The organism is Fervidobacterium sp. (genome assembly GCF_059913585.1).
In genome coordinates, this window is sequence record NZ_DBOLZL010000006.1 from 1 (window position 1) to 15,393 (window position 15,393).

Sequence of the window (15,393 nt, forward strand, 5' to 3'; positions counted from 1 at the left end):
TGTCTGCTTCGTCCTTTTTTCGGACGGCGAATGCCATTTTACTATGCCTTGTGTTAACTGTAAAGTCCATTACAGTAACGGATTTGCTCTAATCTGTGTTACACAATACGAACATATGCCTATTCCTCAGGCGTTTTGAAAATGCTTAAACCACTTGATAAATCAAGGGGTTTAAGCATTCTTATGAGAACTAGAAGAATTACCTTCAAATGTTGAAGAAGGGTTCATCTTTTTTCCCTTGTTTTTCTTCCTGTGTTTTTGTATTTTTCGCTTCCCCCATGTCAAACGTTTGGCCAAGTGCCAAGACCGTTGCAAGTTCGATTGGAAGTCCTGCCTTTACAATCTTTTCCACGGTTGTTTTTATATCGTATGTAACCCTCACAAACTCGTACCAGTAAACACCGCTGTCAACGTATAGTATGAGATATGTGGCTCCTGGAACCCCATCTTTCGTTCTACCGACACTACCTGGGTTCAGGATAGTTTTACCGAAAAGATGACGTGCCATCATAAGATGCGTATGACCGTTAATTATTATGTCTTCTTCAACATTTTTGAGTAACAACTTTAGTCTTTCTGCTGATGTGGACGGTTTAACATACTCAAGCAAGTAGTTAACAGGACTACCGTGGACAAGTAAAATTTTCAAACCTTCGGCTTCAATAGACAACCTGTGGGGAAGCGATTTGAGAAACTCTTTGTTTTCCTTCGTTGTATTTCTTATCGTCCAACTAATTGATTCATCCCCAACTTCTGTTTCCCTACCTGGATTGTAAGCACAACCACAGCTGTCTTTTTCGTAACCAATTGCATCGTCATAGTTACCCATTACGGTAGGAATTTTGCGCTCTTTTATAATTTCAACAACCTCGTTTGGATTTGGACCGTAGCCAACAAGGTCCCCAACACAATATATCTCGTCTACCTTCCTTTTTTCGATGTCCTCTAAAACAGCACTTAAAGCCTCTAGATTTGAATGGATGTCAGATATAAACGCTATTTTTTTCATATGAATACGTCCTCCTTTGATGATATGTAAAGTTGCACTCGTGTCTTCTATTTAATTCTACCATGTAAAGTTTTAAGAAATATTAATTTAGTTCCTGCCTAGTGGTGATAGAATATATCATTGAGCAAAGAATATAAAAGGAGTGAAAGTATGAAGTTCTTTGTGGTAGATGCATTTACAAAAGCTCCTTTCTTGGGTAATCCTGCAGGAGTTGTTATTCTGGGTCCCGAGGACACTCTCAATGAAAGTGTTATGCAAAATATTGCTAAGGAAGTTAAATTTTCGGAAACTGCTTTTGTAAAAGCCAAGAACGATAAAGAATTCGACCTCAGGTATTTTACACCAGTTGCGGAAGTTGATTTATGTGGTCATGCAACCATCGCATCTTTCAAAGTATTGGAATACTTAGGATTAGTTAAGCAAGGATTTATATACAAAGCACACACTCGAGCTGGCATTATCGATATTTCCATAGAAGAAGGAATAGTGATGATGGAGCAAGCAACTCCGTCTTTAGGCGATGAACTAGACGTCGACGAGATTTCGAAAATAGCAAATTTTCTTGGGATAAGTAAGGAAGATATAGGGGATAGGATTTACAACTTGAAACCGAAGATTGTTAGCACAGGTCTCTGGGACCTTCTCATACCTGTAAAGTCGAAGGATATACTTTTCTCACTTTCACCTGATTTTGAAGGAATTTCGGAATATTGCAGAAAAAACGAAATTGTAAGCTTCCATGTGTTTACTCTTGATGAAGATAAGGCTGTTGCGAATTGCAGAGATTTCGCACCTCTTTACGGAATACCTGAGGAATCAGCAACGGGAACAGCCAACGGTGCGCTGATTTATTATCTGTACAAATACGGAATCGTTGATCCGGAAAGGATATACGAAATAATTCAAGGCGAAACAATGGGCAGAAGGTCGAACATATTTGCAAAAGTGCATTTGAAAGACGGAGTATACAAAGCTTACGTCGGTGGAAATGCGAAGATAGTTATCGAAGGTAACCTTTTGATTTTTTAATTTTACAAAACGGGGGATACTCCCCCGTTTTGATATGACTAACGAATCTATCGTTCCAATATTTCATTAACAATGCTTTTGATTTTGTTTTCAAGTTGCTCTAAATTAGAAACAGCCTGTTCTTTTGTATCAGCTTTTACCATAACGTACGCTTTCATTTTAGGTTCCGTTCCCGATGGTCTGACAAAGATACGCCCGCTATTGAATTCCAACCTCAAGGTATCGTTCGGAATCACTCCGTTATACCCTTTTGAGTAATCAATAACTTCCTTAACTTCTTTAGCTTCTGTTTGCTTCAACTTTGCATAAACATCAAGTGCTTGGTCAACGGATTTGAAATCGAAGTTGATGAGTTTTTCGAGGTAATATCCATATTTTTTGTAGAGTTCTTCCATTCTGTCAAGTAAATCAAAGTTAACAGCCGCTTTTGCTACCAGACCACAAGCAAGAACAGCATCTTTATCTCGTGCTAAATCTCCCGTTAGGTATCCACAGCTTTCTTCAAATCCAAAAACAAAGTCGAGTTCTTTATGCTTTTCAACTAAATCACCTATGAATTTAAATCCTGTTGGAACTTCAAATAATTGTATTCCACTTTCTTCACACATTGGTCTCACCATGTCTGTCGTCACTATGGTTTTTACAAGCATTCCCTTATTTCTTCCAGACTCGAGGTATCCGTCTATCAACATTTTAGAAAGCAAAACTCCAACCTGGTTACCTGTTAATCTGATATCTTTAAAAACAACACCTACTCTGTCAGCATCTGGGTCTGTTGCTAATCCAAGGTCTACGTTGTGCTTTTCCATGTATTTTTTCAACAATTCAAGAGCTCTATCATCTTCGGGGTTTGGGGTCTTCGCGGTTGGGAAATTTCCGTTGTGTTCCATTTGTTCTGTAACTTCTATTACTTCCGCTCCAAGCATCCTCAAAAGCTTTGGCACAAATTTTGCACCTGTTCCGTGGAGAGGTGAGTAAACCACCTTCAAACCATTCAAGTTGGTGTTCACAACTTTTGCGACATCTGAAATATACTCATCGAGCACCTCTCGTGGCACTATCGTGTATTTTTCCACCGCGCTTATCGGTTGGTTCCATGCTTGTTTTACCAGCTCAGTCAAGACATCGGTAACTTCCGGAACAGCCTGGACACCGTTCGAGGTATAAACCTTGTAGCCATTGTATTCGGGAGGGTTATGGCTTGCTGTTATCACAACTCCCATATCCATACCGAGCTTTCTCACGCCGTATGATAAGACTGGCGTTGGCACAGGTTCACCGAATACATACACTTCCATCCCTTCACCTGAAAAGACAGAAGCTGAAAGTTTTGCAAATTTTTCAGAGTTATTCCTTGTATCATATGCAATCAAGACCTTTTTTAGTCCATTCATCTTCATATACTCTGCTACACCTTTTGAAGCTACAGCTACAGTCTTTTCATCGAACTCGCCTTCCCTCATTATACCCCTAATACCACCCGTTCCAAAAAGTATCATGCATGTTCCTCCTTTCTTAGTATTTCTATTATTATGAACAATGAAACAACAAATACGAAGTAAAATGTGTTTAGCGCCATCGCTATTTCCGTGTTTCTTGAACTCATCAATCTGAACACAACAGCTGAAAACGTCGTTATCGGCGGTTCGGCAAGAGTCAAAGTTCCCGAAGTCTCACCAACAGAGATTGTAAATGAATAAACAAAGGCTGTAAAGATGTAATTTCTCATCATTGGAACCGCTATTTTTGATACCCACTTCATAGCGCTTGCTCCGTCTACCTTTGCTGCGTCTATTATACTTTGAGGAATATTTCTCCATCCAGTTTCAATTATGCCAAAAACTATGGGCAAGTTTATCAAAGAATGAACAATAATAAGCTTCAATAACACTGGGATGTTTATAAACACATAGGAAAATGCAATCGTTACCGACGACATTGCTGCGGGTATAAGCACAAGGTAATACAATCTTTTACCTTTTGACGAGTAATACCCCGCAAACATAGTAATCACGACACTAATTAACGAGGAGGACAACGCTATAATGAATGTGTAAAAAATCATACTCTTCAAATCCGTTCCCACAAGGTACTCTAAATCTTCTGAAAAGAGCATTCTGAAATTTGTTAGAGAAAACTTACCGTAATAATCCAAGAAACCTGAAAGTGCTGAGTAGATTAAGGGAACAAATATCAATAATGTAGATATCACAAAGAAAAAATAACCCCAAAGTGGAAATTTCTCAAGGTGTCGGTAGTGGTACTTCTCAAAACGCTCCCTCTTAACTGATGTGAAAAAGCCTATAATTGAGATAAACAAAAGTTGAAAGAGCATCAGTGTTGAAGCGGCTTTGAAATCGAAAGTGATTCTTGAATACATGTAAATCGCTACTTCAAGTGTTGAATACTTAATTCCACCAAGTATCAAAACTACTGAAAAGCTGGTGAATGTGTAAATATACGTTAAGAAAAACGCTCTCAATATGGCAGGCAACAGCACAGGGACTTCCACTTTTGAAAATACCTGCCATTTTGATGCACCGTCGATTTTTGCAGCCTCTATCAAATACCCATCCATGTTTTCCCAAGCTTCGCCAACTATTCTAATAAAAAGAGGAAAGTTGTAAAAGACATGACCGAGGAGCACCGCAGTAAATGTGTAAAGTATACGAACATCAAATCCAAGAAGCCTTAGTAACTGCGAATACAATCCTCTGTTGCCAAAAACAAGAAAAAATCCTATAGCCATTGTAATTCCAGGTAATACGAAAGGTATGCTCGACATAATACGGAACACTTTTTTAATCACGGGATGTATCTTCGTTCTACCAACAAGGTATGCTCCAGGGATACCTAAAAGTGCGGTTAGAACCGAAGACAAGAATGCCTGATATATCGTGAACTTTATTTTTGAACTGTTATCAACAAGCGCATCGAAAGAGAACCCACCAGCAAAACGAAGGTTTAAAATAAATGGTATGAGCAATGCAACTGTCAAATATAGAAGCGGAATAGATGCCGTTGTATAGCTAATAATCAATCTCTTCTTTTTTTGCATCCTTCGCATAACTTAGAAAATCAACCCCCGTCTGTCACCGTTTCTTACCCTTCTTATTCTTGTTAATTTGAAAATGCTCTGCTCTAACCCTCCTGGTCTATTCCATTTTAACCAAATTCTCCTGTAGTCTTCCAAGACACGTTCAAGATCCGTATCAAATTTGTTCCATTCATTATCTGGAACGGATTCGATAGAGCCATAAGTTTTGAGAAAACTTAGCACCTGCATACCCAACTTAGCGAACTCTATGTTGTTAACAACTTGTTCAACAATATTTTCAAGATGCTTATCTTCCAACGACAGTGAACATAGGTCCTCTTTTATTTCTTTTAGTTTGTCCTTTAGCTTGTCCAAAGTTTCCTCGTTAATCTCTCTTAGCTTTTCATTTTGGCTAAACCTATCTGGAAAGATAAATGCATAGGAATACGGAGTCCCATTTGGTGTGTATGGAAGAGCGTTGTGTAACCGACCTAATTTGTATATGACATCTGCTAAAGGTTTTTCCGTTTCAAATATGTGGAGATTAATGGAATTTAGTAATTCTTCAGTTCCAATCCCCGCCAAATTCCAACTTAAAGCAGCGCTCAAAGAGAACCCAATCCATGAAAAAGGTAGATGTTGAGGATGTCCATTATCTCCCCAATCGGTTGTCAACACTCCTATCGCCCCGTGCTTGTACCCATTGTAAACTGCGTTCTTTATATTTTCTATTGCATTATCGGCTCTTCCAATAAAAGTATTCCACGTTGATGTTCCTGGGCAGACATAGAAAGACAACCCACTTTCTGAATAAAGTGTGCATTTTTCATCAAACGGGTGGTTCGCCTCGTAACCCCATACCATTGCAATCATATCCTTCGGCAGATGAGGAATGAACTCAGGATGATTTTCGATAATGTCTCCCCAGAACATTACTGCCTTTTTGTATCTTTTTGCGATATTGTAAATCTTCATCAAAAAGTCGAAATAGACCTTACCTTTGCCATACTGTTCGCACAATTCTCTAGATTTCCCCTGCCCCAAATCGAATGTTTCATCACATCCGATGTTTACCTGCTCACTTGAAAAGTTTGGCAAAAGCTCCCCTAATAGTTCGTTTATAAAGTCTAGCGAGCCTGGAACAATGGGAGAGATAGAGAACGGATACTCGTACCGACCTCCCCACGGCGTATCATACCCATCTGGTGCCTCCGCAAGATGTTTGTATTCATCATGTATGAGCCATTTGCTCAAATGCCCGAATGTATTCTGATTAGGAACAAGCTCGATGAAATGTTCCTTACAGAAAGAATCCAGTTCAATGATTTCTTCAGGCGTCAGCGCACTGTATTCCTTCCACACCTTCTCATGACCTCTGTAGGCAAATGTGTGTTCCATATAAAGTTGGACCTGATTTATCTTTAGTTCCGAAAGCTTTTCGATAATGGATTTGAGAACCTCAAGATTTGGAATCCTATCTCGGCTTATGTCAATCATTATTCCTCGATTTTCATAATCCGGAAAGTCTTCGATGAACAGTTTTGGTAGTCTATTCTCAAAGTGTGAAATCTGTCTCAGAATCTGTCTCAACGTTTGAACACCGTAGAACAAACCTGCCTCATCATGGGCCGTTATAGTGATGTTTCGGTCTATCATTAGTCTGTAACCCTCTTTCTTTGGGAAAATATAAGGGTTAACGACCAAATGCACGAATTCGTCACCTTTTGAAGATTTTGTTATCGTGTATTCTTCAAATACTGTTTCTTTTTCTTTCAAATATTTAGCTATCTTTTCGTTTGTCGTGTAGATAAACCCATTTTTTGAAATAGTTGCACCTGATTCTTTCGCAAACGCCCACCTTAGCTTCTTCGGTTTTGGAATTAGCAACAATTCTTTATCCATATCAACACTCCCCTTTTTAATGCATAAAAGCACAGATACCTTTTTTGTTTCCCAAAAAGAATTATATCACCACGAGCGGATTACATAAGCTTACTCGTAAATAGTTCATAACAATTGCAAAACAAAATTCAAATATTTTTGCTTGAAGAATGCATACTCATATGATAGCTTTTTGATATAAGTGAAACATCGAAAATAAAAGTTCACCAAAAACCGTGGGGGGAAGACGATGGAGAGAAAAACAGTTGTAGTACTTGATTTTGGTTCACAGTACACCCAGCTGATACTCAGACGTGTCAGGGAACTTGGGTTTTACGCAGAACTACTCCCTTATGACGAACCCTGGGAGAACGTCCAAAAACTATTACCAAGCGCGTTCATCCTCTCAGGAGGTCCCGCAAGCGTCTATGATGAGAATTCACCTAAGATACCTTCATACGTTTTTGAAAGCAACCTGCCGGTTCTTGGAATCTGCTACGGACTCCAAGCCCTTGTTCATCAACTCGGAGGCAGGGTGGAAAAGTCTCCGCATAGAGAATTTGGACCGGCGCAGTTGGAAATTCTAAAACACGTTGGAATCTTCGAAGAAGTACCTAATAAATTCACTGTTTGGATGAGCCATTCTGATAGGGTAGAAATCCTACCAGACGGGTTTGAAGTTATAGCGAAAAGTGAGAACTCGCCTTACGCAGCAATTCGCAGCTTGGACAATAAATACTACGGAGTCCAGTTCCACCCGGAAGTTGTTCACACTCAGTACGGAAAAGATATACTGCGCAATTTCTTAACAGTCGTTGCGAAACTTTCTCCAAACTGGTCAATGAAAAACCTTGCTGAAGAATTAATAAATGAGCTCAGAGAAAAGATAGATGGAAAGGTTATCCTTGGCTTGTCCGGTGGAGTTGATTCTTCTGTTGTTGCCATGCTGTTACACAAAGCCGTGCCAGATAAGTTGATTCCTATATTTGTTGACACTGGACTGTTAAGAAAAAACGAAGGTCAAGAAGTGGTGAAGCAATTTCAAAACTTAGGTATAAAGATACACTATGTAGATGCATCGGATAGGTTCTTCTCAGTTCTGGAAGGTATCGAAGACCCTGAGGAAAAAAGAAAAAGAATTGGGCACACATTTATAGACGTTTTCTACGAAGAAGCGATGAAGCTTAAACAACAGCATGGCGACATTCAATATTTGGCTCAAGGGACACTCTATCCAGACGTTATAGAGAGTAAAGTAGCAGAACGAAAAGCTGGTGCGAAAATTAAAACCCATCACAACGTAGGTGGATTACCTGAAAAGTTACCTTTCAAAATCATTGAACCACTCAGATACCTTTTCAAAGATGAGGTTAGAGCCCTCGGTAAAGAGTTAGGCTTGCCCGAAAGTATACTCTATCGTCACCCATTCCCAGGTCCAGGACTTGCAGTCAGAATCATCGGCACTGTGACAAAAGAAGCCGTTAACATCTTGCAGGAAGCAGACGCAATATTTATAGAAGAACTCAAAAAGTGGGATTTATACAACAAAGTCTGGCAAGCGTTCGCTGTTTTGCTACCTGTCAAAACCGTTGGTGTCATGGGAGATTATAGAACTTACGAGAATGTTATTGCTTTGAGGGCAGTTACAAGCGAAGATGGTATGACAGCTGATTGGGCAAAGTTGCCACATGAATTTTTGAACCACGTTGCGAAAAGGATAGTGAATGAAGTAAGAGGTGTAAATAGGGTTGTCTACGATATAACATCGAAACCACCCGCGACGATTGAGTGGGAATAAATTTCGATTTTTACAAAAAATTCGTGAAAAGTGCTCCTTGCCGGGGCACTTTTTTGTTATAATCTTTGTGATAAGAATTTAAAACAATTCGAGAAGGGGGCTTCTCAATGTCTGGAACTGAAAAAAACAACAATTTTGACACTATTATCGAACGGAAAAACACAGATTCATTCAAGTGGGATATGATAATCAAACTATACGGTGAAGATGTGCTCCCCATGTGGGTTGCCGATATGGATTTCAAAAGCCCTGAACGTGTTATCAATGCAATAATCAAAAGAGCAGAACATGGCGTATTCGGTTATACCTTTAGGTCAAACGATTATTACAACGCAATTGTAGAATGGTACAAAAAATCTTACAACCTTGAAATCCAAAAGGAATGGATTGTCAACGGTCCTGGTGTTGTTCCAATGATTGCATTCTTAATAAACATCTTCACACTTCCTGGTGACAAAGTTATAATTCAACCCCCAGTTTATCCACCATTCTTCAGGGTGGTGATGAACAACGGAAGGCATCTCGTTGAGAACAGATTGATTCTAAAAGATGGTAAATGGGTTATGGACTACGAAAGTTTGGAGAAATCAATTAACAACAGGACAAAGATGATAGTGATTTCAAATCCACATAATCCGGTTGGTAGAGTCTGGACATTTGAGGAATTGGAAAAACTCTACGACATTGCTAAGAAGTATGACTTGATAATCGTATCTGATGAGATACATGCGGATATTGTTTACGAACCGAGTGTTTTTACAAGCTTTTTGAAAGTTGGAACAGAAAATGTTATCGTTCTGAATTCTCCAGGGAAGACCTTTAATATTGCAGGTCTGACAAACTCATACGGGATAATTCCCGATAAAACACTAAGGCAAGCTTACAAGAACTACATGCAATCCCTTGAACTTCTAACAGGTAACGTGCTCAGTATTGAAGCGCTGAAGGCAGCGTATAAGTGTGATGAATGGGTTACGAACCTGAGAAGTTATTTGAAAAGTAACCGAGACTTTGCGTATCAATTTATCAAAGAACACATGCCACTGATTAATCCCACGCTACCGGAAGGCACATATCTAATGTGGCTCGATTGTTCGAAGTTGGAACTCGAAAACCCTCAAAAGTTCTTTTTGGAACATGCAAAGGTTTACCTAAACGACGGAGCTGAATTTGGCGATAGTCAGTCCGTTAGATTGAATTTTGCGTGTCCAAAAGCGCTTTTGGAGGAAGGTTTGAGGAGAATGAAGAATGCTTACGATAAGCTCTTAACAGTTGAACATTTTACACTGCCAGATAAACGATTTGAAGAATGCAAAAAGATTAGACGCGAGGTTTTTATTATAGGTCAAGGAATTGATGAAAGAATAGAACTCGATGGTAGGGATGAACAAGCCATTCATTTCTTAGTTCGACACTTTGGCAAATATATTGCAACTGCACGAATTAGGGACATTGGAGACCATTGGAAGGTTGAAAGGGTTGCTGTGCTTAAAGAATTCAGGGGATTAGGTTACGGCAAGAAGATAATGGAGGCTATAGAAGACTATATAAAAAAGACAAACCCCAAGCCGATAACCCTAAACGCTCAGCTTGAGGTCAAAAAATTTTACGAAAAACTCGGATACAAACCAGTAGGTCATGTCTTCCATGAAGCTGGAATCCCTCACATCAAAATGGAAAAGGTTTTGGAAATTTAAAATCTCATATCTACCCCTATGGAAAGATTCAGATTGTTTGGTGATAATTCAAAGTTACTCAATGGGATTGTGTACTTTATCCCAGTGTAAAAACAAATACCACCGTATGACAGCGCGAAATTTCTTATATACGATGAAAGTGCCAGACCAATGAGAACGCCGTAATCACTGATATAACTTGCTCCTGAACTTTCCGAAACAACGTTAAACGATGTACCCAGTAAAAGTTCGATGTTCTCCCCAAATAAGAACTTTGAGAACTCAAAAGCAACAGGGAATATCATCTTATCGACTGAGCTTGTGTCGTATGGAGTACTAAACGAAGATGTGAATGACCACATGTAATTTCCGTAAATATCGCTTTTGATATACCCAATTTTCATGCCGTAAGTTTCTTTCTCTATGAAGAATCCGAATCTTATTCCCAAGTTGCTGGGATATTGCTTTGTCTCGATAACAAGAGAATGTGGTTCAACCTCTTCGCCGGGCACAATGTAGAATATCCTAGCTTCCGAGCTTTTTTCAAATACCCTTTCCAGTCTCATAAAACTGGTTGTATAACCATTTGCAATGCTCTGGAAAACATACCCTGGTTTTGCACCTATGTTCTTACCACTTTCAAGTAATGCTTTCTCACCGCTGATTTGTGAAACAGCTGTAGAGAGTGGGAAAAGCAACTGAAGAAATTCTTGAACTTCATTTGCCATCGAGTAATAACTACGAATTTTCGTATCTGTATGAAAATCTACTTCTTCCGTTCCAAACCGGTCAACAGGTTCTTTTAACACTGTCTCTATCTGCCTACTAAAGAACCTGCTGCCAACAAGTGTGCCTTTTTCTGTATCAAACACTTTCATAAGCAACGAATAGAACGTGTTGAGCTTAGTTAGTTTGTAGAGGATATAATCGTAAAACCTTGTCTCAAATAGATAGTTATCCTTCTCCCAAGGACCTTTATAGTACTTTACATACGAACCTTTCTCTTTGTCATAGACATACCTTTTCGTGTTAGAATCATAACGATAGTAACTCCCAACCTCGACCTTTACAGGCACGTCCAAACTGCCAACGTTCTTTTTAATATACGCTCCGTTAACAGGATTCTCAAAGAAATAGTACCTATCTTCGGTAAATTGATAATCGCTTTTATATAAGTTTTCAAATGTTATCAAATACCTTGGTGGTCGGAACTTTAAAACAATCTGCTCAGTCCCAAATAAATCCGAAGTTCTCACAATTTCCATAATCTCATCTATGTACAACCTGTCGTAAATGTTGTATCTTGTGTCTTCTTGTAATTTTGCCAGTAAGGCTGTCCGCAAAACTGGGTCAAAATCTTTCTCGAAGAGAACAGCGATGTCCACCTTAGCAGGACTGTATTCATTGACCACAGTTGAAAATATTTTCCTTGCGTTTTCGATTGCTCTCTCAACTGTTGAGCCTTTTCCAACGATAGGGGTTATGGATTTGATAAAGAACGTTTGTACATCAATGTCTGTTACCACTAAATAGATGTAGTAATTCATTACGGGAATTTCGTAGGTTTTCAATGAGTAAAAATCACTGATTATATACTTCTCTTCCTGTTTCCTTGCCCAGGCGTATTCTTGAAGGTAAACGTATCTACCATACTTATCAACTACATATCTTTTTTGCTTTTCATCGAAAGTATATTTTCTTTTGTCAGCTATCTTGTAATAATTTCCTTTAAAATAGACGTAATCTCCCTTTTCATCACGCACAAACTCGTTTACTTTTCTTGTTGTAGACTCTTTTGATATACCTAACACATGAACAATCCTCGCAGTGTTATCTTTTATGTCCGCAAAGGTAGTTGTTAGTGAAACACTGAGGTCAATATTCTCGTAGACTGGTTTCACATTCTTATCGAAGACAACCTTAATTTTTACGCTTTTGCCTTGTGAAAAAGAAAGAGAAGAAAGGACAAATATCATCAATACACAAAGAATTACAAATGTCTTAGATATTCTCACCATGAGACACCACCACCTAATTCAAAAGTTGAGAAATCAATGGCAGTAAGTGCTCTTAATGTGAAAATACCAAATTTGATATTGAATCCAACCATAGGAATTGCTGAGACTGACAGACTTGAGCTGTTTTCGAATAGCTTCAGAGTTGTGAGTACGTAAACAGGCGAAGAACGTATACGGTGGAAGTAGCTTACGCTGAAACTCCCAATCTCAGAATTAGATAAGTCATAACCAAACCCAAAAGACAACGCAGAGATTTCTTCTCTATGTATGTTCAATGTCTTTGCTGAGATTTCAAATTCAATGCTTCCAAAACTTTCAGGATGATACAGATACAAAATGCTTACACCTACTGGAAAAACAAAGTCTGGTTTCTTTTCCGCCACGAAAAACCCTTCTTCTATTTCTACTTCGCTTTTGATGTATGTTACTTCGCACTCACTGTAATCTCCGGCTGTTCGAACAACTTTCAATTCCGCAATGTAATTATCTCCATCGTAGACCCCAAAGTAAAGTCCAGGCTTTACACCATCAATTGAACCAATATCAATCAACACTCGTGGGAACTTCACACTGTCAATAAACCCATACAGTCTCCTTAGTCCCATCAGCCTACTTGCCAACTCTAAACTTACGCTCTTAGCAAATTGGTTCAGAATTTCTGAAGATGGATATTCGATTCTTAAAAGTCTGTTGTTATATGGGTCATATTTATGCAAAACCAGAGGTACACCCACGCTTACAGCGAATGCATCTTTCTTAACGTCACTTCTTTCCAAACTTAGCACATAAGAAAGACTACATTCAAGGACGTAGTAGGTATTCTCGTGTGGAACCTTGGAATAAAAGTCCAACGGGACGTAATAATTCCCATCGGTTCCTTTAACATACATGCCATTCTCATCTTGGATGTAATTTTTGCCATCGAATCTAAACCGCGCTCCTTGGACGACACGAATGTACTTACCATTTGCGTATATATACTCACCTGAAATGTTGTTTCTAACATATTCAACAAATTCTTTTCTCACACTTAAATTATTCAGATAAATCAAAACATTCAGCGAACCTTTTGGGTATTCTCTTTTTGAGAGAATAACGTTCTGCATAGATAACAAATCTTGCAGGTTCATTTCCGAAAAAAGTTGCACTATATTGTCTCTTAGGGTCACCGTGAACTTATTTGTGTCCAAAAGCTCAGACAAGAAAACGCTTTTTGTTATTTTTTCAATACTCTCGTTTCCGATTACACTCACTGAAACATCTATGACAGGCTTTTCTGCAAATACCATGTTGAAACAGCTCATCAAGAATATTATCAAAATACTCGTTATAATCAGCCGGGTGACCATATGCATACACCTACCTCTGTCAAATAAACATATTATCCAATGGTATAAAACTCGTGTTCTTGGAAAATTATCGGAAAAAGTATCCTACGGTATCCCTAAATACAAGCACGACTGCTTTTTTCAAATAAGGTGCCATTTCATCTAAAAACTTTTGGGCTTTCTCATCTGTTGTAAAAAATTCTATTATTATCGGAAGTTCATGGTCGATAACTTCTCTAGTCAATGTATGTAATTTTTTGTCGAAAACATACCCCTCAAAAGCTTTGTATTCTACAAAATCTGTGATATCCATCTTTAGAGCCATCTCGGCAATTACCTTGTTGAGTGGTTTTTTTCCAAATGCTTCGCATCTTTGATTTTCTTTGACATAAATGCGCACGAATGTGCCAACTATCTTTTCCATACATCCGCCCCCCTAAATGATACGCAAATTGATTACAACCTTGCATAAATAATATCAACTAATTCCTTCCCACCTAATGCACTCAAAAGACCTATGGACAGATTAATCAGAATATTCAAAGCAGCAGCAAAGTAACTTCCATTATATACAAGTGCCATTGTCTCGTATGTTAATGTTGAAAACGTAGTTAGTCCTCCCATAATGCCAGTTGTGAAAAACAACCTGACTAATTCATTCATCGGAATGTAAAATGCAATTTGCATAATTACACCGAGAAAAAAACTTCCTGTGACGTTCACAGCAAAAGTGCCGTAAGGTATCAAAGAGGTTGGATATCTTTTGTTGAGCCACAGGGAAATCAGATATCTAAGAACCGAACCTAAAAAACCTCCTGTTCCGACCGCCAACAATTTAATCCACAATCCCGATTTCAAATTAAAACCTCCTTTTCGACGTTTTTTAGAACACTAACACTTCAGGTTCGAAGATTTCAGCTGCTGCGCAATTTATAAGACGTCCGTACAACTTGTTAAGTTGCAGATATGGTTCCAAGACTCCAAGCTGTGTTTTAAAATTTGAAATAACTGATTTTTTCTGCTCATAAACTTCTGAGATATCAACATACACTTTCGACTTTGGACTACTGAAAGGGTCTGACACAAATCGAAGTACATTCTTGCAAAAGTGTGGCTCATAATCTAAAAATTCGGGAGTGACCATTGCAAGGAAGAGCGCCTTATCAGTTGCTGTACCCACCGCAGCGTGATCAGGGTGTCTGTCATTTCGTGGGTGTGTGATTAACAAATCTGGTTTGTATTTTCTTATAAGGTTAGCAATTACATTTGGAAGCTCGTTGTTAAAGTGCAAACTACCATCCTTTAGACTCAAAAACTCGTATGAGCTAACCTTCATCATATTTGAAGCATTCATAGCCTCTTCGTATCGTTCTTGGACATTCCCATACCCGGCTGAACCGTCTGTCAATACAATACAATGAACTTGCGCAGTTGGATTTTCCCGAAGTATTCTTAAAATCAAACCACCTGCCCAAATCTCAATATCATCCGGATGCGCACCTATGAAGAGGTAATTGTGAAGGGTAGTTATCATTCAAATTCCTCCTATGGTTTGAGATATAATTATTATATCGCTTCTCTTTCGTTTTCACAAAACACAGTGTATAATATTCACAA

General features: G+C 38.7%; 12 protein-coding genes. 3 read left to right on the forward strand and 9 right to left on the reverse strand.

The genetic code is table 11. The features are described from left to right. Positions 1–205 precede the first annotated feature (205 nt). Positions 206–1,009 (reverse strand): metallophosphoesterase family protein, encoded by an 804-nt coding sequence (locus tag AC3M61_RS00620; protein ID WP_500779018.1) that lies wholly within the window; start codon positions 1,007–1,009, stop codon positions 206–208. A gap of 150 nt (positions 1,010–1,159) precedes the next feature. Between AC3M61_RS00620 and AC3M61_RS00625 the strand changes: the two genes are divergently transcribed. Then, a complete protein-coding gene (locus AC3M61_RS00625; protein WP_500779019.1) occupies positions 1,160–2,038 on the forward strand; it encodes a PhzF family phenazine biosynthesis protein in 879 nt (292 codons plus the stop codon). Positions 2,039–2,085: 47 nt separating this feature from the next. On the opposite strand, the gene AC3M61_RS00630 is transcribed toward AC3M61_RS00625, so the two are convergent. From AC3M61_RS00630 to AC3M61_RS00640, 3 genes are read right to left on the reverse strand one after another with little or no spacing between them, the layout of a single operon-like run. Then, positions 2,086–3,537, reverse strand: coding sequence for a phospho-sugar mutase (locus AC3M61_RS00630; RefSeq protein WP_500779020.1), 1,452 nt, complete (start codon positions 3,535–3,537; stop codon positions 2,086–2,088). After that, complete coding sequence (locus tag AC3M61_RS00635; RefSeq protein ID WP_500779021.1) at positions 3,534–5,105, reverse strand: ABC transporter permease; 1,572 nt, start codon at positions 5,103–5,105, stop codon at positions 3,534–3,536. Before AC3M61_RS00635 ends, AC3M61_RS00630 begins: the two co-directional genes overlap by 4 nt. A 3-nt stretch (positions 5,106–5,108) precedes the next feature. Further along, on the reverse strand, positions 5,109–6,977 hold the full coding sequence (locus tag AC3M61_RS00640) for a beta-N-acetylhexosaminidase (RefSeq protein WP_500779022.1): 1,869 nt from the start codon (positions 6,975–6,977) through the stop codon (positions 5,109–5,111). A gap of 229 nt (positions 6,978–7,206) precedes the next feature. Here AC3M61_RS00640 and guaA point away from each other — a divergent pair, with 229 nt between their 5' ends. Together guaA and AC3M61_RS00650 are read left to right on the forward strand one after the other, a co-directional pair. After that, positions 7,207–8,754: a glutamine-hydrolyzing GMP synthase gene (gene guaA, locus AC3M61_RS00645; protein WP_500779023.1), complete on the forward strand. Its 1,548-nt coding sequence runs from the start codon at positions 7,207–7,209 to the stop codon at positions 8,752–8,754. Positions 8,755–8,861: 107 nt separating this feature from the next. Continuing rightward, entirely contained in the window at positions 8,862–10,451 is a 1,590-nt protein-coding gene (locus tag AC3M61_RS00650) for a PatB family C-S lyase (RefSeq protein WP_500779024.1), read from the forward strand. Here the strand turns inward: AC3M61_RS00650 and AC3M61_RS00655 are convergent. From AC3M61_RS00655 to AC3M61_RS00675, 5 genes are all read right to left on the reverse strand, one after another. Beyond that, positions 10,448–12,445 (reverse strand): hypothetical protein, encoded by a 1,998-nt coding sequence (locus AC3M61_RS00655; protein WP_500779025.1) that lies wholly within the window; start codon positions 12,443–12,445, stop codon positions 10,448–10,450. The two genes, AC3M61_RS00650 and AC3M61_RS00655, sit on opposite strands and share 4 nt — an antisense overlap. Beyond that, on the reverse strand, positions 12,442–13,803 hold the full coding sequence (locus AC3M61_RS00660) for a hypothetical protein (protein WP_500779026.1): 1,362 nt from the start codon (positions 13,801–13,803) through the stop codon (positions 12,442–12,444). Before AC3M61_RS00660 ends, AC3M61_RS00655 begins: the two co-directional genes overlap by 4 nt. Before the next feature lie 61 nt (positions 13,804–13,864). Continuing rightward, a complete protein-coding gene (locus AC3M61_RS00665) occupies positions 13,865–14,200 on the reverse strand; it encodes a DUF190 domain-containing protein (protein ID WP_500779027.1) in 336 nt (111 codons plus the stop codon). Positions 14,201–14,232: 32 nt separating this feature from the next. Next, positions 14,233–14,634: a fluoride efflux transporter CrcB gene (crcB, locus tag AC3M61_RS00670; protein WP_500779028.1), complete on the reverse strand. Its 402-nt coding sequence runs from the start codon at positions 14,632–14,634 to the stop codon at positions 14,233–14,235. A gap of 25 nt (positions 14,635–14,659) precedes the next feature. Continuing rightward, positions 14,660–15,310: a PIG-L deacetylase family protein gene (locus tag AC3M61_RS00675; RefSeq protein WP_500779029.1), complete on the reverse strand. Its 651-nt coding sequence runs from the start codon at positions 15,308–15,310 to the stop codon at positions 14,660–14,662. Positions 15,311–15,393: the final 83 nt, after the last annotated feature.